Here is a 25638-nt window from a genome sequence, read left to right on the forward strand (position 1 = left end):
TGCGGATCATGTCACCGCGCTATCTTCCTGAAACTGCGCGTCTTCCTCTTCCCACTGGCGAATCGTTTGCAGGCCGCGGCGGCGTTTGCGCCAGTACGCGGCGACGGTGAGCAGCGCCATGATTTGAAACAGCGAGAATCCCGAAACGAGCGAGAAGACAAGCGCGGTCCAGCCGAGAGAACCTTTCCATGCCGCCCAGAAGTCGTATGGAATCTGGCCCAGTTCGCTTTCGATCGCGGAACCAAACGTGCGCGAATCGAGCGAGCGGATCAGTTCCCAGAACCGGTCCTCGCCGAGTTTGCCGACGAGGTACTGCGTCATCGAGTACGCCTGTGCGTAGGCGTCGCCGAACTCGAACTCGCTTCCGGGATCGAGAAACGACGCCTCCAACTCGCGGTATGTAAGAATTCGGCCGTTGAGATACATCGACGCGACGGCGGCGCGGCTCTCCCAACGGTTCTCGCCGGACAGGACCATCGAGATACCCTCGTTCAGCCAGCGCGGCAGGTTGTCCGTGTTCACGTTGTGGCGGAGAAGAATGTGGATCAACTCGTGGCGGACGGTGCCGCGAAAGTCCGTTCCCGGCGGCGCGAGCAACGGGGCTTTCAACACGATAAGGTCTCGATCGGGTTTCGCGATGCCGAGCACGGAACGCGTCGCGAGTTGGCCCGCGTACTTCCGGAATTCGTCGTTGCTTGAACAGACGATGACGTTGAGTTGTTCGGGAGACTTGGGCAATCGGTGCTTGTAGGCATCCCGCGCGGTCTCGATAGTCGAGATGCTTTCTTCCGCGAGTTGGCGGGCTTCCGGCGGAAACGCAACGCGAATACCGTCGCGCTCGATGGTTTCCGCGTGGCATGCAATCGCGGTGAACAGGACACACGCGCCAAACACTACGCGGCGGACAGCGTTCAGCCCGGCGCGCATGATGCACTCAGTGCCGGCAGCGTCTTTCGGGCCGATTCCAGCACCCGATCGATCGCAGGGGGCGACACATCCACCGCGCGAACGATATCGCCTTCAACATCGACGAGCGCGAGCAAGGCTTTCTCCGGCTGAGTACCGGTCAATTCTCGAAGCGCCGCGGCGTAGAGCTGGAGCTGCGCTTCATACAGCGCAAGTTCGTTTTCCGACGGAACACCCGTCTTGTAATCGACAATCGTCGCGCCGTCGACCAGCACGTCCAACGTGCCGCGCACAAGGTATGCGTCGATTCGCAGCAGGAACGGCAACTCCCGTTCGACGCGCGTTGCATCGGCGATACGCCGGCCGATCTCGCTTTGGCCCAGCAGTGCAACAACGCGGGCTATGTAGTGGGTGATTTCCCGCGCGGCGTCGTCACTCAGCGATTCGCGCCGGAGGACGGACTCGATCGCGGATTGCGGATCGCTCCGAAAATCCCAGCGTTCGAGGAACGCGTGTAGCAGCGTGCCGCGTTCGCGCGAGGAGACGGGCACCCGCGCCTGGTCTGCGCCTTCCTGCGCCGCAGCGACACGGCCGTGCATTGCCTTCACCAGTTCGGTTGCGGCTACGGCCGTTCGCGGCGTCGCGACTTCGGGCACGGGCGCAATGCGTTTTCGAATGCGTTCAATATTGGCGTGTCTTGTCTCGGTTGCCGCCATGACAATATTCGGACGCGGCGGTAACTCCCGGCGCACGGTCGCCTGCCAATTGTCTCCCGAAATGAGTTCCCCATCGCTCATCGCGCACACGCCATACTGTTCGTCGAACGCGGCCATCCACGACTTTCCGCCGGCGTCTTCGGGCTTGCCACAAAGAAACATGTGATCCCTGGCGCGTGTCATCGCTACATAAAGCAACCGCGCTTCCTCCGCCATCTCTTCGTCGCTGCGAATCCTGCAAATGCCATTGTGGATTGCCGGCGCAGCGAATGTGCCTTCCGGTCCGATGACGCGCGCGGCGAATCCGATGTCCTTGTGCAACGCGACAGTCTTGGTCCGGCCTCCTTTGGGTTCACGGCCGAGATCGGCCACGTAGACGATGGGGAACTCGAGGCCCTTTGCTTTGTGAATCGTCATGACAGTGACGCTGTGTTGATCATCCACATTCGGCGCGGCTTCGCCTTCACGGATTTCGCGTGCCGCCATATCGTCGAGATACCGCACGAACGCGCGCAAGCTGGGCGGGTGCGCGCCCGAGAAGGTTTCCGCGAGGGCGGCGATCTTGCGCAGGTTGCCGACGCGCTGCCGGCCCATGAACTGACGCAGCAGGACGCCTTCCAATCCGATTTGCGTAAAGGCCAGTTGGACAAACTCGGTAAGTGGCCGATCGCGTTCGCAGCGAAGTTTTCGGATCAGATCGCGGGCGTAAATCAGGCGCGCAAACTGCGTCGCATCTGATAGGGACGTGTCCGTCGCGAACCCGTGAAGCACGCCGCGCGGGGCGCCTATGCCGCCGGCGAGTTCGACAAGGGCGTTGTCCGAAAGGCCGACGATTGGCCCGCGCAAAAACGCGGCGAGCGCAAGTTCGTCGCAGGGATCGACGAGTAGCGCGAGCAGGTTTCGGAAGTCGATCACTTCCTGGCGCTCGTAGAACCCGTGGCCGGCAATCAGGGTATACGGGACGCCCGCTTCCCGCAGCGCGCGCTCGTACAGGTGGACGTTGCTGAGCGAGCGCAACAGGATTGCGGCATCACCGAACCGCGCCGGACGAAGTTGGTTCGTTGCGCTGTCCATGACGTGAATGCCGCCTTCCGCAATCGCACCGAGACTCGCGGCGATCATGCGCGCCTCTTCATTGCGATACATTTCTATCCCCGTTTTTTCGGATTTCGCAGGGGGAATGAGGAATTCGATGCGCGCCGCACCCTCGGATTCACGGCGTGCGTCCAGGGGGTTGAACGGCGACTCGACCATCGCGAGCAGGTCGGAAGCGGCAAAAAACGAATTGATAAAGCGAAGAACGGGCGGCGCCGTGCGGAAGTTTCCGAGCATCGGGAGCGGCGCGCGCACATCGCGCCGCACCTGGCGAAACACGCCAACCTCCGCTCCCCGAAAGTAATAGATGGACTGCTTCGCGTCGCCAACGATAAACAAATCGGGACCATTTGGGGATTGAGACAGAAGTTGCGCAATCTCGTATTGAACGCTGTCGGTGTCCTGGAACTCGTCAATAAGGATGTGCCGCAGTCCGCGCGCGGTCCGCGCGCAAACGGAGTCTTCGCCTTTCGACGTGTCGCGCAGGACCTCCGCCGCGATCGCGATGAGATCGTCAAAATCAAGGACGTTTCGCTCGCGTTTGGTCTCGCGCAGCGCTTCCGCCGTCTTCGTATACACGTGCGCGACTGCCGCGGCGATTTCGGCAGCGCGCGATTCGAGTTCGGGGTCGATTTCGAGTGGAGCGGCCGATTTCAAACATTTCTTTACGTCATTCAACGCCAGTTTCACCGACTCGTAAGCCGACTCGCTGGTCCACTTCTTGATCTTGCCCTGGGTGGCGCGAAGCTCGCCGATTTGCGCGATAATGTCCTGGATTACGCTGGGGTTTCTCTCGTTGTGAAGTTGCCGCAGCAGCCCCAGGAGAGTCAGCCGAACCTGCTCGCGTTTATCGGTGGGGTCGGCGCATTGGCCTTCGCACTCCCCCAGCAGTCGCATCTGATGGCGCAGTTTGCGCGAGCGGAGGCAGGTGCGAATCAGTTCATCGTTGATTTGCGGAAGTTGCACGGCCCAGCCGGCCGCAATCTGCTGAGCCGTCATGCCCGGATGCAACAAGCGGTCCGCGAGAACGCGCTGCGCGAGCAGTTCGTGAAGGATGGAATCAAGGTCGCGAATCCCGAATTCGGATGCGGCCGCGTGCGCTTGGTCATCATCTTCATCGAGAAGTCGATGCATCGTCGCGGTTACTACTTCGCTGCAAAGCACCTCCGATTCCGCCTCCGTCAACACGGCGAAATCGGGATCGATTCCCAACGAAAGCGCATTCTCCCGCAGGATGCCGGAGCAGAACGTATGAATGGTGCTGATGCGCGCCATATCCACTTCGCGCTCAAGCCTGCGCCAGAACGACATCTTCCTGGGGTCGTCCGGAGGCGCTTTCTCGCGGAAGGCGCGACGGAGCCGTTCCTTCATCTCCGCCGCGGCCTTATCGGTGAAAGTGATCGCGGCGATTTGGCCCAGATTCACGCGGTCGTGCTCGATAAGGTGCAGAATGCGCTGCACGAGCACACGCGTTTTGCCCGAGCCCGCGCCCGCATCGACGCAGACGAGCTTGCCGCGCGCTTCGACCGCGCGCAGTTGTTCAGTCGTGAGCTGCGTCATTCGTCTGTGACTTTCGCTCGATGCGCCATTCTTCGTACCGGCACACGCGGCACAGTGCGCAAATCCGGCACCGATCGTTGTGCGGAGCGGGCGGAAAATGTCCCGCGCGAATTCCAGTGACGGCGCGCGCGATCCCCTGCCTCATCGCCGCTTCGCGGTCCGGCCATTTGTCCTTGCCACGTTGCAAGACTTCCCTAGTCTCCCGCTTCCCGGGTTGGATCAATCGTGCTTCTTCGCAGGTCGTATCTGTCTTGAGAAAATGTTCCAGTGCAACGGCATACAACGGCAATTGGAGGCTGACGCCTTCGTCCACTTCTTTGGCCTCGTAATTCAGCCTGGTTTTGTAGTCAACGATGCGCGCGCGGCTTTCCATGACGTCAATGCGATCGATTCGGCCGGCCAGCAGCACATCGCCAATATTCGTATCGAGCGCGAAGGGTTCCGGGCGGGAAAGCGGATCGGCGGATAACGCATGCGCACGGCCGAAGCCGACTTCGAAATTGCTGGGTTTCCAAGCTACTTCCTCTTCGCGCGCGAAATCGAAATACCGCAGCAGTTGCGATTCCATGCGGGCGCGCTCGGTGCGCACGACACCGCGCGGCGCGGTTACCTCACCTTTGACGTGCCGATCAAAGACTTCGTTGCAGATGCGCACCATTGTGTCGCGTCCCTGTTTGACAGGGATGGCAGAGACCGGCACACCGCGATACGACTCGTGAAATACCTGCAGCGCCTCGTGAAGAATGCGTCCACGCGTGCGCGGATCGAACTCTTCATCCGGCGCCTCAACCGGCTCGACGCGGAGTATGCGCTGGAGATAGAACTGGAACGGGCACTCCGCATACGCCTCAAGCTGTGCCGCGCTGAACACGTGGTCCTGCCCGTAGATTTGCAGTAGCTGATCGAGCAACGCGGAATCCGTCAGTATCGCATCGTACGGATCAAATGCGGCGCGGCTATTACGCTGCGATTCGACCTCGAGGCCCGCGGCCATGCAGCCGAACACGTCGGGCAAGGCGACTTCAACCTCGCGCGAAGCATGCGGAACGTTGCGCAAATCGTGCGCGGACGCCGCCGTTTCGAATGCGGGAAGGAATGACGTCGACTGCGCGCTTGGTGTGGCGACCGGATCGACGAGCCCTTTTACGTCTTCAATGAATGGGCTCTGCGCAAGCGGTCGGCCGTCGTGTCCCGAAAGGCTCCATGACAAGTAGACACGCGACCGTGCGCGGCCCAGCACGTGGTGAAACAGGAGCATCTCGCGTTCCATTTGGCGGCTCCGCATCTCGACGCGGGCGCCCGCGCGCGCGAATTCCGACCAGTCTTCGTCGCTATAGATGGCGTCTGCGGCCGGCGGCGCGGGAAACTCGCCCTCGTTCATTCCGCCCAGGAAGAGGTAATCGTACGCGCGGTAACGCGCCGAATCGGCGGACATGACCTGGACACCCGAGATAGTCCTTTCCTGTTCAAGCGCGCTAGCTGCAAAGGCGTCCCGCAATTCCGTGCGAAATTGTGACAGCGTGAGCATTGTGTCATTGTCGAGTGCATGTCCCCATCTGCGCATCCTTCGAAGCACAGCAGTGGCGGCGTGCAGTGCGCTTTCCTCTAGTCGCCTCACTTCGGGTTCAAACGTTTCCAGTGCCCGTTCCGGGCGCAGCGCGGCAATGCATTTCAGCATGGCGTCGCAGTACCGGGTACGCGACGCTTCCGCCGGAAAGTCTTGCAACCGTCTTTCGAGCGCGATACGTTGATCGCTCAGCGCGCGCACGGCCGCCATTGCGTCGGGTACACGGCGAAGAATTGCGTCGTGCGTTTCGCCGGCGCCGTCGCTCAGCCATGCTTGGAATCGCGCCAGGCAGGACATCCATTCTGTCTTTCCATCGATCACACCCGCCATCCGCGCGAGGTAACCGAAGGCTCCCGCGTGGCCGTCGTCAACGCACGACCAGCGCGACGTGATGACGTCCAATACAGCCTCACGCTCCCACTCGGGAGACACTTCAAGAAGTTGCAGCAGAAAGCGCGCAAGGGTGGTGTCCAACAACGTCAGTGGCGCATGAAACGTCGCGGGAATTCCAAATTCATTGAACACCAGACGCAACCGCGGCGCGACGTCCTCCACGCGCCGGAAGAGTACCGCAATCGTGGCAGGAGCCACGTTCTGTTCGACAATGATCGATTTGATTTCACGCCCGATCCATTCGCACTCGTGCATGCGGTCGTGGCAGGGATGCAACAAAAGGTCTTCTGCGATGCCGCGCGGCGGCTGGGGTTGGTCCCGCCAGAAAAGGTGCGTCGTCACGTACTCGACGCGCGTGCGCGGCACAGGTTCGGACAGCGACCGCACATCTGCCTCGGGAAACGCTTTTTTAACAATATTCAACGTCGCCAGCGGTATTGCGTACAGGTCACTCTGGGATGTTGCTTCGGAACTGCACACCAGGCCGATCGCCAGCACGTCGACATACGATGCCACGCGCTCGATCACGCGAAACTCCGACGGCGTGAAATCGTCGAAGCCGTCGAACAGCACACAATCGGCGCGATCGAACAACGAGGGTTTGCCTTCGCAGAGCAGAACGTGCGCGCGCCAATACACACCGACGCGATCATAGGCGTCGGATTGATGGAGCGTGGACTGATACGCCTCGTAAATACTCGCGACGATCGGGTCAATCCACGATGTACGGCTGCGCGCTGCCACGAATTGCCGGAATGTGGCAGGATCGATGGCGGCCTGTTTCAGTTTGGCGATCGCGCGAAGAACGTGATTTGCGAATCCCGGAGACCGTGCAGCGTCTCCGAGTTCGTTCAGTGCGCCATTGGCATGGAGCCGATCCAGCACCGACGAAACGAGCATCCGCCGTTCCACCTCGTCCATTTCGTGCGGATAGATTCCGGCTTCCCGCAGCAGCGCCAGTACGAAGTCCTCGAACGACACCACGGATGCGCCCCACCCGCCCGGGAGCGCGTGTGATTGAATGATGCGCGCGGCGCGTTCGTTCGCTTCGTGTCGGGTAGGAACGACCAGGATCGAACGCCCCCAATGTTCCACGGCGAGCGTATCGATTTCGCGATCGCGCGGGGAACGCGCGCCGCCGGCGAATACGAAGACGCGCGCCATTTACGCAGCGTGTCCCGGCGCGGGGCGCGTGTTACGCGCTCCCGGTTGCGGCGGGGGCCGCCGGTGGTTCGAGTTCGTCCGCGTTCTTGATCTCGTACCGGTATCCTTGTTCGGTGAGAAACAACTGGCGTTTCACGCTGTAGTCCTGATCGCAGGTATCGCGCGACACCAGCGAGTAGAAATGCGCGATCGTGCCGTCGCTCTTCGGCCGCAGAATGCGGCCAAGGCGCTGCGCCTCCTCCTGCCGCGAGCCGAACGTGCCGGAGACCTGAATCGCGATGTTCGCGTCCGGAAGGTCGATCGCGAAGTTCGCGACTTTGGAGACGATGAGGAGTTTGCACACGCCGGCGCGGAACGCGGTGTACAACTCCTCGCGCTTTTTGTTCGCCGTTTGGCCCGTTATGATCGGCGCGTCAAAATGCTTCGACAATACCTTGAGCTGATCGAGGTATTGGCCAATGACGAGTACATTGTCGTTCCTGTGCTTCTTGACCAACTGCTCGCAGACCGAAATCTTCACCGGGTTTGTCGAGGCGATTCGGAACTTGCCGCGTTTGTCCGCGATTGCGTATCGGTAGCGCTCGTCGGTCGGCAGTGGAACGCGCACTTCCGTGCAGAGCGCCTGCGCAATCCAACCCTGCTTCTCGAGCACCTTCCACGGCACGTCGTATTTCTTGGGACCGATCAGGCTGAAAACCTCGTCTTCGCGGGCGTCCTCGCGCACGAGGGTGGCGGTGAGGCCCAGGCGCCGGCGCGCCTGCAGCGCAGCCGTCGCGCGGAACACCGGCGCGGGCAGGAGATGCACCTCGTCGTACACGATGAGGCCCCAGTTGCCTTCGTCGAACAGGCTGAAATGCACGAAGGGACTGTCCTTCGCCTTGCGATAGGTGAGAACTTGATAGGTCGCGAGTGTAACCGGGCGAATCTCTTTCGAGTCGCCGCTGTATTCGCCGATCTTGTCTTCGGCAATCGTGGTCTTGTCGAGCAGTTCGTTCTTCCACTGGCGCAGGGCGACGGTGTTCGTCGTGAGGACAAGCGTCTGCGTCTTCAACTTCGCGATGGCGCCGATGGCAACGCAAGTTTTGCCCGCTCCGCAGGGTAGCACTACAACGCCGCTGCCGCCCTGGTTCGATCCGTTTAGATAGAACGCATCCACGCTTTCACGCTGGTACTTGCGCAAGCCGAACGGTTTGCCGGCGGCGGAAGTCTCGCGCAGTTCAATTTCGAGCGGTGCGCCTTCCACGTAGCCTGCGAGGTCCTCGACGGGAAAGCCGAGCTTGATCAGCGCGCTCTTGACGTTTCCCCTATCAGCGGGGCTGACGAAGATGTGGTGGCCGTCGGGCGACCCCTGTACATAGGGCTGGAGCGATTTCTGGCCCAGCAATTGAAGAATGAGCAGGGAGTCCTCCGAATACAGTACGAGGTCTCCGCCGGCTTCCTTCTTGAAGAGCTTCAATCGACCGTAGCGCGACACGTTGTCGCGCACGTCGACGATGACGTTGTCGGGGACTTCGTAGCGGCTGAACTGCTTGAGCCGATCCACGATCTCGTCCGCGGTCATGCCGGATGCCGCGGCGTTCCATAGCGAGAGCGGCGTGATCCGGTAGGTATGGATGTGCTCGGGCGACTTTACCAGCTCCGCAAACGCAGCGATGCCGTCGCGGGCGTCTTCAAATCGTGGGCCGTCCGTCTCCAACAAAATGGAGCGGTCGGACTGCACGATAAGGGGCTTGTCTTCGTTGGACGCCATGAATGGATAGCGTATCAAAATTGGAGGACGCGGGGAAAGGGGTCGAAACCGGGGATTGGATGTCGGGTTTCGGGCAAATGCGGAATTCGGTTGCGTGCCAATAGTCGAAGCGAGCGGCGTGAGCAAACGGCAAACTTGCCGTCGCGGGCGGCGTTTCGACGATTCCCTTTTATGAGTTCAGCACGGGGTCGTTCAGCGACTTCATTTTTGCGAGTAGCCGAGCATTGAGCTTTTCGAAGGTTTCCTTGTGTGCGGAATCGTTGATGAGGTTACGGTTTTCGGCGGGGTCCTCGGCGAGATGATAAAGTTCGTCCATGCCGGGGCGTAGAAAGTCGCGGATAAGCTTCCATTCCGGTGTGCGGTACATGCGCAGGTGCGTTTTCACATAGTGGTGCTGGCTGTACTCGCCGTAGAGGTCGTTGTCCCAGCGGGGCGTCTTCCCGCGCAGTAGCGGCGTAAAGTCGCGCCCGTAGTGGACCATCCCACGCGGCATGTCCGCGCGGGCCATCTCGCAGATCGTCGGGAACCAATCGAGAATCGAAACGGTCTGCTCGATGCGCGCGCCAGGCTTCGTTACGCCGGGCCACCGCACGGCGGTAGGAACGCGAAGGGAATTGTCGTACATATTCGGCCGGTTCGCGCGCGGATCGTCGCCATCAAGACCCCGCGTGGACTTAAGAATCCAGCGGCCGTTGCCCTTGTGCCAGATGCCGTTGTGGCCCATGTTGTAGCCGTTGTCGCTGGTGAAGATGACGATGGTATTGTCGGCTAATCCGCGTTCGTCAAGCGCAGAAAGCACGCGGCCGATGTTTCGGTCGACGCCATTGCACGCGGACAGGTATTCCTGCATCGAAGTCTGAAGTTTTTCCGTATCGAGGTCCGGATAGTCCGGATTGGGAACTGGAAGTGTCTTGCCCTTGAACGGCGCCCAATCGCCTTCGGGGAGGGGCTGCCACGGCGCGTGCGGCCAGCGGTAATGGACGTTAAGCAGGAACGGTTGTGCGGCATCGCGTGATTTCAGATAGTTCACGGCGAAATCCGTGAGATTGTCGTCGGCAATGCCGGGGTACGTGGAGACTTTGCCGTCCACCTCGAGTTCGGCATCGACGGGTTTCACGCCGCCGGCGCGAAACCCCGCGAAGTAGCGGTAGCCGTGTTTCGTTGGGTGGTGGCGTTCGAGCACGCCGAGGTGCCACTTGCCAATGAGCGCGGTGTCAAAGCCGGCTTGCTGCAAGACCTCCGGCCAAATGGGGAACTTCGATTCGATTCCCGTTTCCGATTCGTCGATGCCGCTCGCCTGCCCCGTGCGAATCCAGTCGGTGATTCCAACTTCGGTGCCGTAACGGCTGGTCATGGTGCTCGCGCGCGACGGGGAACAGACCGGCGTGGTTACGAAGAAGTTGGGTAGGTACGCGCCCTGGGCGAATAGCGTGTCGAGGTTTGGCGTGACGGCCGTGTTGTCGCCGCTATACCGCAGTGCCCACGGCGCCTGGTCGTCCGTGCAGATAAACACGATGTTGGGACGTTTCGTCTTGGCCTCGGAGATTTGCGGTAAAAACGTCGCCGCGCCCGCCGCGCACGTCGCGCGTATGAATTGCCGCCTGGTAATCGTGTTCATGTGTGAAGCCCCACCGTTTCGCTCGGATGTTTGGGAAATCCCGTTACGCCCCGCGACCGATCGAACTGTAGAATGCGGCGCAGTGGACGCGCCTCGAATGGAAACGCGCGCAGCCCGCCACTGTCGAGCGCGCGATCGACGTTCGGCCGTTTGCACGCCTCGACCGCGACTTCCCGCAGCCGCTTTGCCACGTCCGGCGCGTCGGCGACGCGTTGGCGCAGCTCCATCGGGTCTTCGCTAACGTTAAACAGTTGTTCGCGGGCGCCGTTCGCGAAGTAGATATATTTCCAGTGTTTTTCGCGCACCATAATCTTGAAACGGGGCGTTCCGGGTATACCGTAGAGTCCGATCAAATGTTGGCGCACGTGAGCGCCGCTGGTGTACATGCCGAGCACGTGAATGCCCTGGCGCAGATCGAAGCTGCCCGCCGCGCCGGTCGCAATCCCAAATAGGTCGGTCAGGCATACCAGCGCGTCGTTTGTCTGACCGGCAGGGAGCCGCGCGGGCCAGCTCACGAGATACGGCACACGGCACGACATATCGAAGAAGCTCTCTTTCTGCCAGCCGTTGTGATCGCCAAGATGGTCGCCATGGTCCGAGTAAAAGACGATCACCGTGTTGTCCGCGTCACCACGCGCCTCGACCGCATCGAGTATCCGCCCCAGACACTGATCGATGTGCGAAATCTTGCCGTAATACCGCGCGCGGATTTTGCGCGCGAGCGAATCGTTGATGTCCTCCGCCCAGACGGCGTGGTTCATCCATGGGATTTGCTCGTCCATGTGATCCACTGCCGCTTCGCCGCGAACCGGGCTTGGCATCGCGTCGGGGTCGTACATGCGGTTGAACGGCACCGGCGGCGCGATGGGCGGGTGCGGCCCCACAAACGACACAAACCCAAAGTACGGACGCGGATCGTTCGCGCGGATCAACTCGACGGCGCGATCGGCCGCCCACGATTCCACCGTGAGTTCCGGTGGCAACAGCGCGGTCTGCGGCACGTAGTAGTGCGCCGAACGTTCCCCCATGAAGTCCTCGATGTAATTGAACTGCGGGTGCTCGTTCGCGATGAATGCCGCGTACGCATCTCGCGCACGGTCCTCCTGCGACCCGTACATCTCCTCGCTGTGCAGGTGTGTCTCAAAACCCACGTCTTCGTTTCGCGGCGACGTGTGAAACTTTCCCATGCCAAAGGTGCGGTATCCGAGTTGCGCCATCGTCCGCGCGAGGTATGGTCCGCAGCGCTCCTCCATGCCCTGTGCCTGCTCGGGCACAAGGTCCGGCTGGCCGTTGTGATAGATGCCCGTCGTGTGCGGCTCGCACCCCGTGCGAATTGTGTATCGTGCGGGCACGCAGACCGGACACGTCGAGTACCCGTTCGTAAACGCGACCCCGCGTTTCACGAGCCGGTCCATGTTCGGCGTGTATATGTGCCCGTTCCCAAGCGCGGCGATGCAGTCCGCGCGCTGTTGGTCGGTCATGATGAATAAGACGTTTGGCTGTGGCTGCGGTTCCGCGGCCGCCCCCGGGGCGCCCGCGCCCCATCCCGTGGCGGCAGCCCCGGCCATCGCCCCCAGAAATGTACGCCGCAGAATCGCCGGATTTTCGCTTGACATGGCCCAGTAACCCTCCGCTGCCAGTCGCCTGCCCGTTCGCGCATCATGCAACGAACCGGGCGCGCGCGTCCAGCGAGTGCGGAATCGGGGGGATCACCCAGTGAATCGGTGAGGCAAAAGTAACTGACACAAGGCGTTGTATCCTTGTGACCATTGTGCTATACTCGCTCCGAAGCTCCATGGGGGGCAAGCAACGAACCAAACGTGGAAAGGAGGTCTGTACGCATGTTTATTTTCTGGTGGATCTGGTGGATTCTTTGGGTCCTGTTGTACGCAACGTTCTATCCTTTCTAAGATTTCCAGCGATAAACCACAGACTTCTGGCTTCGGTTGCAGTGCGCTGAGGCCTATCGGAAGCGGAAGGGGAAGCAGACGCGTTCGCTTCGTTGTTTCTCCCGGTCCGAAAAAGACTGTGAACGTGGGGTCTTCGTTAGGGGCAATTGACGGTCTCTAAACTAAGAGGAGAATTGAAGATGTTTCTGCTTTGGTTGTTCTGGATACCGATTTGGTACTTCCTGGTAGTGTTTGCCGAAGGCGGTTGGACGAACGTTCTTCTGTAGTTCGACACCAGTTTCGTTTTTTCGGGCGGGCTTGCATGAGCCCGCCATTTTTATTTGTCTGCGCGTAGGGAGAATCCCCGTTGTGCGCGGGGCATGCCTATGGTATACTCTTGTCTTGTGTCGCGAGGTGTGGAGCGCAAAACCCAAGCCAATAGTATAATTTGGACCGGTGGGAGGGTATTGAATTTCTCGCGTGGTTTGGGTACAATCAGTCCTCTTGTAAAGCGATGAGGTTCCTAGGGGACCTTGCTCGCGGTGGCGAATGATCGTGTCCTTTTTAGCATGCGGGGGGAACAAATTCACCCCTTGGATGTAATGTGTGGAAACATGCTCGGTGCTCCACGGTGTGGGGGTCGGGCGCAAACAACAAGAAACGGAGGTTGACTATGTGGTGGATTTGGTGGATCATTCTTATTCTTATTCTGCTTGAAGTAGTGTAGTAGCGCTTTCACACCAGTGGGGGCGTTCGCGCCCCCGCTGGTGCGGTTTGGAGAAAGGCCCCTTCGTACGCTGGATCGTGGGACGGGGCGCAACATGGAAATGGAGGTAGAGTTATGTTCTGGTGGTGGCTTAATCCGATTTGGTGGATCCTGCTCCTCGTCATCCTGTACAACGCGCTCTAAGCCGTAACAGGTCCGACAACTAAGCTTTTGCGGCGCACGGACATTTCGGTGTCCGTGCGTTCGCCTTTTTTTGCCCGTTCGCTTCACTGCGGCTGTTGGACTCGCCCCTTCTCCACCGGGTTTCGTGGGGCCCCGAATTGAGCTGTAGAACTATTAGCCGGCGTGGACCTGCGACGAATGTTTCCGCTCAATCGTGAACCGCTCCAGAAAGCGGACCGGGGCACCGGCTCGCGCCGATGCCCCGGAAATCCGAACGGTCGAAGTATGCGCCTATACGTCGTAGTACAGGAAGAACTCGTAGGGTGTCGGACGAAGGCTCATCGGGAGCACTTCGCGCTGGCGCTTGTAGTCGATCCACGTTTCGATTACGTCCCGGGTGAATACGTCGCCCTTCAACAGGAACTCGTGGTCCTTTTCCAGGTTGTCGAGCGCTTCAGCAAGGCTGCCCGGCGCCTGCGGGATTTTCGCTTTCTCTTCCGCGGGCAAATCGTACAGGTCCTTGTCCATCGGCTGGCCCGGATCGATCTTGTTCTGAATCCCGTCGATGCCGGCCATCAGAATCGCGGAGAACGCGAGATACGGGTTGCACGAGGGGTCCGGCACGCGGAACTCGACGCGCTTGGCCTTCGGGCTGGGCGAATACATCGGAATACGGCAGCAGGCGCTACGGTTGCGGCTCGAGTACGCCAGGTTCACCGGGGCTTCGTAGCCGGGAACGAGACGGCGGTACGAGTTCGTCGTCGGGTTGGTTAATGCGACGAGCGCCGGTGCGTGCTTCAAGAGGCCGCCGATCGCCCACAGCGCTTCCTGGCTGAGGCCGGCATACTTGTCGCCCGCGAAGAGCGGTTTGCCGCCTTTCCAAAGGCTAAAGTGCGTGTGCATGCCGGAACCGTTATCGCCGAACAGCGGTTTCGGCATGAAGGTGACGGTCTTGTTGTCGGCTTTCGCGCAGTTCTTGATGATGTACTTGTACATCGACATCTTGTCGGCCATCACCGTGAGCGCGTCGAAGCGAAGGTCGATTTCGCACTGGCCCGCCGTGGCGACTTCGTGGTGGTGAGCCTCGACGCTAAGCCCTGCGTCAAGCATCGTTGCGACCATGCGGCTGCGGAGGTCCTGCAACGAATCCGACGGCGGCACGGGGAAGTATCCTTCCTTATAGCGGAGCTTGTAGGCGAGGTTGTGCCCGCCTTCGTCGCGCCCGCTGTTCCAGATACCTTCGACACTGTCGACCTTGTAGAAGCCCACGTTGGCGGTCTGGTCGTACTGGACGTTGTCGAAAATGAAAAACTCGGCTTCCGGCCCCATGAACGCGGTGTCCGCGATACCGGTCGAGATCAGGTAGTTTTCGGCTTTCTGCGCGATACAACGCGGGCAACGGCTATACCGTTCCTTCGTTATCGGATCGAGAATGTTGCAGTACAGAATAAGCGTCTTGAGTTCGGTGAACGGATCGATGGTCGCGGTCTTTGGGTCGGGCATGACCAACATGTCCGATTCGTTAATCGCCTGCCAGCCGCGGATACTTGAACCGTCAAACCCGAGGCCGTCCTCGAAACTCTCCACCGACAATTCGTGCGCGGGGATGCTGAAATGCTGCATCAGCCCCGGGAAGTCCATGAAGCGCAGATCGACGAACTTCACGGCCTCCTTCTTAATCAGATCAACTACGTCCTTTGGACTCAAATCCTTTCGCATGTCTCCCTCCGTCCCTATCGTTCTCGTCTTTTTCCGCGCCTGTGTGGCATGCGGCGCGACCCGTACTCAGCTTATTGCCACTTCGCCGGACTCGCCCGTTCGAATCCGGATTGCTTCCTCGACCGGAGAAATAAATATTTTGCCGTCGCCGATTCTGCCGGTGGACGCAGCCTTGACGATCGCGTTCGCAACCTGTTCCGCAGTGTCGTCGGTAACGACGATTTCGAGTTTGACCTTGGGGAGAAACTCGACCACATACTCGGCGCCGCGATAGAGCTCCTTGTGGCCCTTCTGGCGTCCGAACCCCTTGACTTCAGTGACGGTTAGTCCCTGGATGCCGATGGCGGCCAAGGCTTCTTTGACCTCCTCCAACTTGAACGGTTTTATGACGGCCTCGACTTTTTTCACGGATCACACCCCTTTTCAACCCAAACGAAACGTATGCACCACATCTGGGGAAGCCCGAAGTATATCGAGGCGGCTACCCATCCGCAACCGGACGTAAAAACCACCCGGAAGGCATGGCACCATAAACGCCTGCGTTGAAGCAAAGCGTGTGCCACTCTCCGCCGGAAAAGTCGATCCTTCCCCGCTAGTTCATTCCTAGCAGGGGTTTGGCGAAAAATGGTTCGCGAAAAATGCTGCGAAGCTGGCAGGATGATTACTTACAAATCGGTAAGAACGGCCCCGGTGAGCATACCGGGAAGTCGCTTTTTCGGTGACTCCAGACATATTGGATGGGGAAGGGCCCTATGCAATCGTGCCCTTCTTGAACAACGTCAAAAGCAGAGTCGTCGGCGCAATTGCCCGCACCGCGTGCCGCAGATTCGCGTCCATGTGAACCCACGCCCCTGCCTTCAATCGGTGCAAATCACTCCCTAACGTTACCTCCGCCTCGCCCTCCAACACATGTATCGCCGCCGGCATCGCCGCCGTATGTTCCGACAACTCCTGCCCCGCATCGAGCGCCATCACTACAACCTTCGCGTGCTCCCCCGCGAAGACGGTCTTGCTGACAATGCTCTCGCTCTGATACGTGATAGCATTGCGAACATCGTTGGTCAGTGCATATTCGGACATGTTTCCCCCCACGTAGCGCTAACACGTCGAGTATACGGCAAGACACGGAAATCGCGGGCGGTAGCCCGACGCAATGGTTTCAATCAGTAACGACCGCCAACTATCTCGGCGTCACCGCATTTCCTGCCCGCCGGTGACATTAATCGCCTGTCCTGTCATATAGCTCGAATCGTCCGATGCCAAGAACACGACTACGTTTGTCACGTCACGGTAGGTGCAAGGCCGTTTCATGGGGACTTGGTCGACGTATTTCTTGCGGACCTCCCCCTCCGAGATACCCTGATTCGCGGCGTATTGTTTGAACAGGCTGTCCTGCCAGAGCGGCGAATCGAGCAGGTTGCCGGGGCAGATGGAATTCACGCGCACGCCGCGGTCGGCAAATTCGAGCGCGAGACTTTGGGTGACGCCGATGCCGCCGAATTTTGAGGCCGCGTACGCGCTGTTCCTGAAACTGCCTTTCTTGCCCGACTTCGAGTTGATCTGAATGATCGAGCCGCCGTTACCCGCGAGCATGACGCGGGCCGCTTCGCGCGCGCAAATGAAGTAGCCGGTGAGGTTCACATCGATTACGCGGCGCCATTTCGCGGCGTCGAATTCAATGGAATCGCCGGATATGAGGATACCCGCGTTCGAGACGAAGATGTCGAGGCCACCGAGTTTTGCCGCCGCGTCATCGACGGCGCTGCGCACGGCGTCCGCGTCGCAGACATCGACCTTCGCGCCGATAACGTTCTTGCCTGTCCCGCCGGCTATGCGCGACGCCGTATCGGCAGCCTTCTCGGCGTTAATGTCCCACACCGCGACGGAGCAACCCTCGGAAGCGAGCCGCTCGACGATTGATTCCCCCAATCCCTGCGCGCCACCGGTGACGATGGCGCGCTTGCCTTCCAATCGCGCCATTAGACGTATTTCTCGAGCAGTGCCTGCTCGGCCTCTTTGGTCCATGCGGCGTGGGGGCCCATCTTGCCTCTTAATTCGGGCAGGCGCGCTTCGACTTCTTCCACGGGCATCAAGGGCAGATCGGGAATCTGCGGATAGATCACCGTCTTGCCGGGGAAGCGCGCGGTGTTGACACCCTCGAGGCCTTCGCGCGCGGCATTGAGTCCTCCAATCGCGGCAATACTGAGGTTGGTGTTGAGTTCGTTGCGCTCGACCATTTCGAGGACTTTGCGCAGATCGCTGATACGCGATCCGCTGGAGCCGATTATCTTTATGCCACGGCACAGATCGCGCAAGGCGATGTCCGCCATCGATCCGATGCCGACGCCCGCGAAGACGTTCACCACGGCATTATCCGCGGCGTACGACATCGCCTGCGGGACGAGTTTGGCGACCGGCGCCATCACGATGACGTCGTCGTAGCCGCCGCGGGCAAGTTCGCGAATGTGGGCGTCCATCTTCTCCGGCGAGTCGAATTGGCTCGGGGCAAGCGTGACGAGCTGGACGCCTTTGTTCTTTGCGATATCGCCGAACCGGCGCTCGATGTGATCGAGCCGCCCGCGGTCGAGGTCCGTCACGACGACGAGTTCGGGCCCCATCGGAATTTCGATCGCACGCTGGACGTGCATCTGCCCCATCGGCCCGCCGGCGCCCATGAACAGCGCCTCGCCGCCTTCGAGCAGATCGTGCCGGCTGTTCGACTGTTTGACCGATTCGAGGTCGTTGCCACCGCCGTAGTAACGGACGTCTTCGTAGTGGATGCGTCCGATATCGAGCGATACCGTGCCGTCTACTACGGGGAAACCCAACAGGTACATGATCCCCTTCTTGCGCAGGCGTGGCGCGAGCGCATCGACAATCTCGGGTGACGGCAGCGGGATGACAATGTCGTCGAACTGTCCCTCGGGAAGTCCGTCCAAAGCGCGCGGGACGATGCGCGCGTTCGGCAGGTCCGCGCGCCATTGTTCGATTTCGATATCGGTTACGACGAGTACGTCGCCATCCCCGGGCTCCATACGTTCGATAAGGTTGTACGACATTTCGACGCAGGCCCACGGCTCGGACAGCGCGGCCTGACTGTATCCCGTCTCCGGTTTCACGGGCAGCAGGTAGCACCCTTCGTCTCCGTCGAGCGCGCGTTCGTCGAGGTAGCAGTACTGTCCGAGACCGCCGGGAATCAGGTATCCAAACGCGTACCCGACTCCCCTGTAATAAATGTCAGCCTGCACGATATAGCGCTCGCCGGGTTTGAATCTGCCTTCCCAGTTCCTGCCAACTTTCACGACCGTCGCCGCGCACTCGTGCCCAAGCACCGTCGGATCGTTCGCCAGGTCGCGCCCGCGCAACCGCGCGTGCTTGCTCCCCTGACTGATGATCTTGATGTCCGATTGGCACAGGCCTAGCGCATCGACGCGAAGCATGATTTCGTTGTCGGCGGGGTCGCGCAGCGGCAGCGTGACCGGTTTACCTTCCTTGCCAACGTTCTCGAAGCCGGAGCCGAAGATTTGCCATGCGTAATACTGCGGCGGCAGCGTGCCGCGCGCGGCTTTGTATTCTTGGAGCGTTGACACGAGAAGTTCCCTCTTCTTTCTGTAGCTACGATGTACGGTCTGCGATGCTTTGCAGCCGATAGTGCTCGTCGGGACGCGTGAAGATGCGTTCTACGTCTTCGGGAGACATCCACCGCGGCCCGCCCATAGCGTAGGCGCCGACGATTATTTGCGACGCTTTTTCCGCCATGTCCGTGCAACTTGTGACGGCCTTGGGGGTCGCTCCCATGGTGATAAGACCGTGGTTTTGCATCATGATCGCGGAAGGCAACACGCCTTCGTCTTCGACAAATTCCTCGAAGCGCATCTTGACTTCGCGCGCGAGAACCAGGCCGGGATCGACATAGGGTACAAAGACCGATTTGTGCTTCATTGATACGACGTGATCGGGGAAAATCCGGCCCTGCGCGGCGGTCTCCGCGTGCTTCGAGCACAGGATCGAGTTGGTGTAGACCGGGTGCGTGTGGCCGATAAAGTTGTACTCGGGCACGCCCAGGAGAATGGCGTGCAGCATCGCCTCGACGGACGGGCGCCGCGTGTCGCCCGGATCGAGTTTTGCCTCCTCGAAGATGCGCGTGACATCGTCGTCGCCCGCGGAATCGTCGTCAATAATTGACAATATCTTTGATATCGAGAGCCGCACGAACCCGTCCGGACCTATCGTGGCGAGCGTCGTGCCGGAGGCCTTGACATAGAATGAATCGGCGTCAATTCGCGCCGATGTGTTGCCCTCGCCGAGCATTGCGTACCCCTTCGAGGGGTCGCCGAGATACCGCGACATATCCACTAATTGCTGCAAAAGTTCGGACATAGAACCGCCTGTTTGATTCGATGGTGCACCCAACGCGAAAGCACAAAGTATACCAAGCAGGCGGCGCGATTTCGACGTTATGCGTACTCGAGCGCAATCATGCGCAAGGTCTCGATCGCCGGCAGTTCGATATTGACGCGCTCGCCGTCCGTCGAATGCGGGATTTCCGCGCCATCCGGCAACTCCAGAACACGCTTCACTGCATGTCCCTTCACGTCGACCGATACGCCGGCGCTACGCACCGGTAGGTTTGGCAGTTCCTTCTGGAAATTGACCGCGCTGAGGACAAGGCGCTTCCGGTCCGGCTGGTGAAACAGGGTGAACTCGACGCACGCAGGGATGTCGCCTTCGATCGCGAATTGCGGACACAGCATGCGCAGAAGCCGAACGAAGATGCCGGCGCAATGTTCATGGACTTCGAGCGCCTCGGCCGCGTAAATCACCAAGCCTTTCCCGAATCGCTTGGCAACTACGCTTGGCTTGTCCGTCGCGATACCCGGCGGATTGCTGTGAATTGACGCGTACTTCTCGCCGTCGTCCGGGTTGGTGTAGGGCAATGTGAGCGTGCCCAGTACGATCACGCCCTCCTTCGCCACTATAGATCGCTGAGTTGCCGGAAGCATCAGGGGCGACGCGATTGTGTACGGCGAGAATATCTCCGTGTTGCTCGGCGCGATGTACGTGACGCGTTCCGCGGTCGTGCCGGTATTGGTGACGCCGAACAAATCGCCCAACATGAAATCGCCTTGCCGCTTGCCGTCCTTCGTAACGAGCGACGTGTCCCGGCTCGCATACAGTTTGCCGCCGCCGTCCACCCATGCGCGTATCCCGGCGATCTCCTCGTCATCCATCATCAGCACGTTCGGCAGGATCAGAACTTTGTGGCGGTCGAGCTTGGCGAGGTCCTTCTTCGTAATCACACCGTATGGCACATGGTGCGCGCGCAATGCGCGGCACGCGCCGATGAGCGCTTCGAGGTGCGGCGCGCCTTCGCGGCTGTAGTCTTCGACGCTCAATCCGTTCTGCGCGAAGTCGAACTTGGATTCGGTGCTGAGGTAGACGGCCACTTCCTGCACCAACTCGCCGCCGGCGTGCTCTTCGTAGGGGATGGTTTGCGCGAACACCCGGCCCATCGTTTCGTATGTGGCGGGATTGATCGTGCCGGCCGGATCGATTGCATCGATAAAAATAAAGGCCCCACCGTCTGCGATGCTGGCCGCCGCTTTCGCGGCGAGCAGTGCCTCTGATTTTAGCGCGGTATGGTTTTGCAGATTCAGCATGACGCTGGTCTCGAACCCGTAGGGCAGATTGGGACTGAGGTTGTGGAGGAGCTTGCGGATCAACGAGCCCTGCAACGCATCGCCGTAGAAGTCGCCCTGCAGAAAATCGTTCTGCGCCGCGAGGGGTTCTGTGACGCCGAGGCGCCAGTTGGCAAGAAACGTCGAGGCCTGGTGCTCGACTGTCGCGTTCGGCTTCCTGTTCTTGACGGTTTGCGTCATGTGTTTGGCAAACTCGACGAGCCACGCCTCGCGCTTGCGCTGGAACGCGACCCACGCGGGGTCTTCCCAGTTGATCGTCTTCGGGACCTCGCCGCCGACTTCATCCGCGAACCGCTTCGCGCAGTGCGCGCAGTAGCAGACGCGCGGCCAGAACGTCATGTCGAAACGGATTCCCTCGAACTCGTATTGCGCGCAGACCTCCTCGGCGAGCCCCGCGATGTAATCGCGATAGCCGATGGCGTTCGGGCAGCAGATTCCGTAGCGGCTGCCTTCCGCGGCGCCGGCGCCGTCGGCCCGGCGAATCTTCCACTCATCGTGATTGCGATACGCCCAGGTGTCGTGGATGAGGCTCATATACAAAACGACGGCAATATCGTTCTTCCGGAGGCCGTCGACGGTACGCGCGAGATGGTCTTTGCCTTCGTACGCGGCGTGCGTTTTTCCGAGCTTCGTGGGGAAGTAGCAAAGGCCGGCGTGCGAGTGCGCGTAGAGCACGGCAGACTGCGCCTTTGCGGTCCGCAACCGCTCGACATACACGTCCGGATCGAACCTCGACAGGAACTCGGGGTTCCAGTCCATGATATGCATGTCGATGACGTTGCGGCGGTACGCCTGTTTGTACCAGGGCTGCACGCCCGATTTCGTCTGACCGAAAGACGCGCCGGGCGCGGCCATCATCGCTCCCGCACCCGCCGCCGCGATATGCATGAATTGTCGCCGGGAAATCATGTCTGCCATACCTGTTGCACCCCGTGTTGATTTGACGGGCGGGTTGGAAAACCCGCGCGCCGAAGACCATATTGTATGCGCTACGCGGCTACTTCAAGGAAATCTCGTTGGATTCGATGGGAAAACAGAGCACGATTCGCGACCTTATCGACAAGGACCTGGGCGAAGGTCACGTCGAAGGCACGGTCGAGCGGATCGTCTTCGAGAGCGAGGAGACCGGCTTTGTTGTCGCGCGGCTACAACAGGACGGTATGCCGGGGCTGGTGACGTTCGTCGGCTCCGCGCTCGCGATTTCGCCGGGCGAGACGGTGCGGCTGTGGGGTCGTTGGATTGACGACAAGAAATTCGGCAGGCAGCTCCGCGTCGAGAAGTACGAAACGGTGCGCCCGGCAACCGCGGACGCAATCGAGAAATACCTGGGCTCGGGCCTAATCGACGGGATAGGTCCGCACTTCGCGAAGAAGCTGGTCGCGGCATTCGGGACGGACACGCTGCGCGTTATCGACGAAGAGCCTCAACGGCTGCGGCGCGTGAGCGGGATCGGTGCGAAGAGAGCCGAACAAATCCGCAGCGCGTGGGAAGCGCAACGGGCGATTCAATCGATCATGTTGTTCCTGCAAGGCCACGGCATTCCGCCATCGCAGGCCGCGCGCATCTACAAGGCGTACGGGGACGGGGCCGTGGCGGTCCTTCGCGAAAATCCGTACCGGCTCGCGGAGGACATCGCGGGCATCTCGTTCAAGTCCGCCGACGCGATTGCGGAAAATCTCGGCATTGAAAAGAATTCGCCGCAACGCGCCGCAGCGGGCGTGCTGCACGTGCTGCGCGAGGCGGCGCAGGATGGACATTGTTACGTTGAAGAACCCGCGGTGGTAGCAGAAACCCTGGAATTGCTCGGCACAAGCGGGGCGGACATTGCCTCCGCGTTGTCCGTGATGGAGTCCGCGAAGCAGATTGTACGCGAGCAAGGCGCCGTGTTTCTGCCGCGCTTGTACGCAGCGGAGAAAGGGTGCACCGACTGGTTGAAGCGCATCGTTTCCGTTCCTTCGGAGGATGTGCCGATAGACGTTGAACGGGCCATCGCATGGGTCGAAAAGGAAAAGAACATCACGCTGTCGGACGGACAACGCGAGGCGATCCGAACGGCGATCGCATCGAAGGTCATGGTGATCACCGGTGGGCCGGGTACGGGCAAGACTACGTTGCTGAACAGCCTACTCGCGATCTTCGGCAAAAAGCGGCTTGGATTGTTGCTCGCCGCGCCGACGGGCCGTGCCGCGAAGCGCATGAGCGATGCGACCAACCGCGACGCAAAGACCATCCATCGCCTCCTCGAATTCAGCCCAAAGCAGGGTGGGTTCACGCGGCACGAGGGCAATCCGCTGTCCGCGGACCTGGTCGTGCTTGACGAGTGTTCAATGATCGATGTGTACCTTATGCACAGCCTGCTCCGCGCACTGCCGCCGCAATGCCGGTTGCTGCTCGTGGGCGACGTCGACCAATTGCCGTCCGTGGGGCCGGGCAATGTGCTCATGGATATCATCGCCAGCGGAATCGTTCCCGTCGTGCGATTGAACACCGTATTTCGTCAGGCGGCCGAGAGCGGGATCATTTCAAACGCGCACCGGATCAATACGGGCGAGTTTCCGCAGTTCAACGACCGCGATTTTTTCTTCATCGAACGCACCGAACCCGGCAAGGCGCTCGAAACGATCGTCGAGGTCGTATCGTCGCGCCTGCCGAAACGGTTTCAACTCGATCCGATCCGCGACATCCAGGTGCTCGCGCCCATGCGGCGCGGCGAAGCGGGCGTGACGAAGCTGAATGCCGCACTGCGCGACGCGTTGAACCCCAAGATGGACCCGATCGGCCAACGCGCGTTCGGCTTGCAGGACAAGGTCATGCAGACGCGCAACAACTATGAACTCGACGTGTACAACGGCGACATCGGCGTGATCAAACAGGTCTCGGAGGAGATGAAGGAGGTCGTTGTCGAACTGGACGATCGGCAGGCGCTGTATTCGTTCGACAACCTCGACGAGCTGACGCTTGCATACGCGAGCACGGTGCACAAGGCGCAGGGCAGCGAATACGCGGCGGTGGTACTGCCAATGCTCACAGAGCATTACATGATGCTGCAACGCAATGTGCTGTATACGGCGCTGACGCGGGCCAGCCGCATCGTCGTCATCGTCGGCGATCGCAAGGCCATTGGCCGCGCGGTGCGCAACGTGCGGTCGACAAGGCGGAACACGCGGTTGTGCGATCGGCTGAAGAACGCAATGTAAGGCGTGGGCCGTATGCGGCGGATCGGACCTACGCGCCGTCATTCGACTGCGGCGCGACCATGTGCAACGATCGTGGCTCGACCGTGAATGCCGCGGGCAATTCTCCGGCGGGATCGCCATCGATTTGAAGCGGTACACGCTCACCCGTAGTCGATTCCAGATTCACGTCGCGCCCTTGCCGGTACATCACGGATTTTCGATCCGCGAATCCGGGCAACACCGCGAGCACGATAAGCCACAGAATCTTCGCAACGTTGAGATTGCGCAGGATACACACATCGAGGAGGCCGTCGTCGAGCAACGCTTTCGGCGTCGCGCGGAAGACACCCGCGGACCAACTGCAGTTGCCTACGATAACGTAGTGCGCGTCGTCGCATACCGTCTCGCCATCGACGGTGACCGTTATGCGCGGATAATCGTACGTCAGGATGGCTTTCACGGCCGGCCAGACATAGCTCAAAAAACTGAGGCGCTTCCCTCGGTTCTTGTGGACGATCTCCACAATCGCCGCGTCCAAACCGGCGCCCGCGCCCAGAAGAAAGATGCGGTCTCCAATGCGCCCGGTATCGATCGCGCGGACGGATTTACCCGCGATGAGTTGCGCGAGGGCGCCGGCACTGGTCGGTGTGCGTAATTCCGAAGCGACAACGTTCGCCGTGCCGAGGGGAAGCGTCGCGATTGGGACGCCCGATCCGGCGAGCGCGTTCGCGACTTCGTTCAACGTTCCGTCACCGCCGACGCTAACGACGCAGTCCGCGCCGGGTTCTCTTGCCCACGCGCCGGCATCGCCCGCGCGCTCCGTTACGCGCGTTTCGCTTGGGACCCCGAGCGCGCCAAGCGCGGCGGAAAGGGTCGCCGCGGTCTGAGGTCCACGGCCTCCGCCGGAGATGGGATTGGCGATAATGCGAATGCGCATGGGGCCATGATAAATCGGTCAGAACTGGGAAGAAAGTGTCGAGCGACATCGGGCACAACATTCGGTGAAAAGAAAAAATAGAAGCAGAGAGAGTCGGGCGATCAATTTGACAGCGCGGGCTGCCAGAGACTGAACTCGCCAATTTCGACGTCGAACATCGAACCATCGTCGCGGCGGAAGTGGTAGGTACCGATCATCGAGCCGTAGCGGGTGTAGAGCGGGCAACAGCTTTGGTATTCGTGCGACTGGCCGGGTTCGAGGCGCGGCTGGCGGCCGACGACGCCAAGCCCCTTGACTTCCTCGACGCGGCCTAGCGCGTCCTTAATGATCCAATGGCGGCTGATGAGCCGCGCGGGCTTGCTGCCTTCGTTCGTGATGCGAATTCTGTACCCGAAGTGGTAATAGCCGCTGCGCTGGTCGGACTCCTCCGGCACGAAGAAACTTTCCGTCTCCACGCGAATCTGCTCGGTCAGCCTGTTTGACGTCGTGACAGTCATTGCAACCTCGGTGTGGACCACCAGCAGGACTATGATAGCAAGACGCACGGAATTCGCCAAGAC

16 protein-coding genes are annotated in these 25638 nt (G+C 60.4%); 1 reads left to right on the forward strand and 15 read right to left on the reverse strand.

Going from position 1 to position 25638, the window contains the following annotated elements; all coding sequences use genetic code 11:
- Positions 1-6: 6 nt before the first annotated feature.
- The 13 genes from HUU46_09030 to HUU46_09090 form a co-directional block, all read right to left on the reverse strand.
- Positions 7-927 (reverse strand): hypothetical protein, encoded by a 921-nt coding sequence (locus HUU46_09030; protein NUM53771.1) that lies wholly within the window; start codon positions 925-927, stop codon positions 7-9.
- Entirely contained in the window at positions 912-4277 is a 3366-nt protein-coding gene (locus tag HUU46_09035; GenBank protein ID NUM53772.1) for a UvrD-helicase domain-containing protein, read from the reverse strand. The genes HUU46_09030 and HUU46_09035 overlap by 16 nt, the downstream gene beginning before the upstream one ends.
- Positions 4258-7401 (reverse strand): PD-(D/E)XK nuclease family protein, encoded by a 3144-nt coding sequence (locus tag HUU46_09040; protein NUM53773.1) that lies wholly within the window; start codon positions 7399-7401, stop codon positions 4258-4260. The genes HUU46_09035 and HUU46_09040 overlap by 20 nt, the downstream gene beginning before the upstream one ends.
- A gap of 31 nt (positions 7402-7432) precedes the next feature.
- Complete coding sequence (locus HUU46_09045; protein NUM53774.1) at positions 7433-9151, reverse strand: DEAD/DEAH box helicase; 1719 nt, start codon at positions 9149-9151, stop codon at positions 7433-7435.
- A 169-nt stretch (positions 9152-9320) separates the two neighbouring features.
- Positions 9321-10769, reverse strand: coding sequence for a sulfatase-like hydrolase/transferase (locus HUU46_09050; protein ID NUM53775.1), 1449 nt, complete (start codon positions 10767-10769; stop codon positions 9321-9323).
- Positions 10766-12385: a sulfatase-like hydrolase/transferase gene (locus HUU46_09055; protein NUM53776.1), complete on the reverse strand. Its 1620-nt coding sequence runs from the start codon at positions 12383-12385 to the stop codon at positions 10766-10768. Before HUU46_09055 ends, HUU46_09050 begins: the two co-directional genes overlap by 4 nt.
- 1453 nt (positions 12386-13838) lie before the next feature.
- The gene (glnA, locus tag HUU46_09060) at positions 13839-15266 is read right to left on the reverse strand and encodes a type I glutamate--ammonia ligase (protein ID NUM53777.1); all 1428 of its coding nucleotides are present in this window, start codon (positions 15264-15266) and stop codon (positions 13839-13841) included.
- A 66-nt stretch (positions 15267-15332) separates the two neighbouring features.
- Complete coding sequence (locus tag HUU46_09065) at positions 15333-15674, reverse strand: P-II family nitrogen regulator (GenBank protein NUM53778.1); 342 nt, start codon at positions 15672-15674, stop codon at positions 15333-15335.
- A gap of 342 nt (positions 15675-16016) precedes the next feature.
- Entirely contained in the window at positions 16017-16346 is a 330-nt protein-coding gene (locus HUU46_09070; GenBank protein ID NUM53779.1) for a cupin domain-containing protein, read from the reverse strand.
- 111 nt (positions 16347-16457) lie between these two features.
- Positions 16458-17246, reverse strand: a complete 789-nt coding sequence (gene srlD / locus HUU46_09075; protein ID NUM53780.1) for a sorbitol-6-phosphate dehydrogenase — start codon at positions 17244-17246, stop codon at positions 16458-16460.
- Entirely contained in the window at positions 17246-18856 is a 1611-nt protein-coding gene (locus tag HUU46_09080; protein ID NUM53781.1) for an alcohol dehydrogenase catalytic domain-containing protein, read from the reverse strand. Before HUU46_09080 ends, srlD begins: the two co-directional genes overlap by 1 nt.
- 25 nt (positions 18857-18881) lie before the next feature.
- Entirely contained in the window at positions 18882-19646 is a 765-nt protein-coding gene (locus HUU46_09085) for a class II aldolase/adducin family protein (protein NUM53782.1), read from the reverse strand.
- A 77-nt stretch (positions 19647-19723) separates the two neighbouring features.
- The gene (locus HUU46_09090) at positions 19724-21883 is read right to left on the reverse strand and encodes a beta-galactosidase trimerization domain-containing protein (GenBank protein ID NUM53783.1); all 2160 of its coding nucleotides are present in this window, start codon (positions 21881-21883) and stop codon (positions 19724-19726) included.
- Between the two features lie 107 nt (positions 21884-21990).
- Here HUU46_09090 and HUU46_09095 point away from each other — a divergent pair, with 107 nt between their 5' ends.
- On the forward strand, positions 21991-24162 hold the full coding sequence (locus tag HUU46_09095) for an ATP-dependent RecD-like DNA helicase (protein NUM53784.1): 2172 nt from the start codon (positions 21991-21993) through the stop codon (positions 24160-24162).
- Positions 24163-24190: 28 nt separating this feature from the next.
- Here the strand turns inward: HUU46_09095 and HUU46_09100 are convergent, their stop codons facing one another.
- Both HUU46_09100 and apaG read right to left on the reverse strand, forming a co-directional pair.
- Positions 24191-25078: a diacylglycerol kinase family lipid kinase gene (locus tag HUU46_09100; GenBank protein ID NUM53785.1), complete on the reverse strand. Its 888-nt coding sequence runs from the start codon at positions 25076-25078 to the stop codon at positions 24191-24193.
- Between the two features lie 101 nt (positions 25079-25179).
- A complete protein-coding gene (gene apaG, locus HUU46_09105) occupies positions 25180-25575 on the reverse strand; it encodes a Co2+/Mg2+ efflux protein ApaG (protein NUM53786.1) in 396 nt (131 codons plus the stop codon).
- Positions 25576-25638 lie beyond the last annotated feature (63 nt).

This window comes from Candidatus Hydrogenedentota bacterium, from assembly GCA_013359265.1.
In the GTDB taxonomy this organism is placed as follows: Bacteria; Hydrogenedentota; Hydrogenedentia; order Hydrogenedentales; family SLHB01; genus JABWCD01.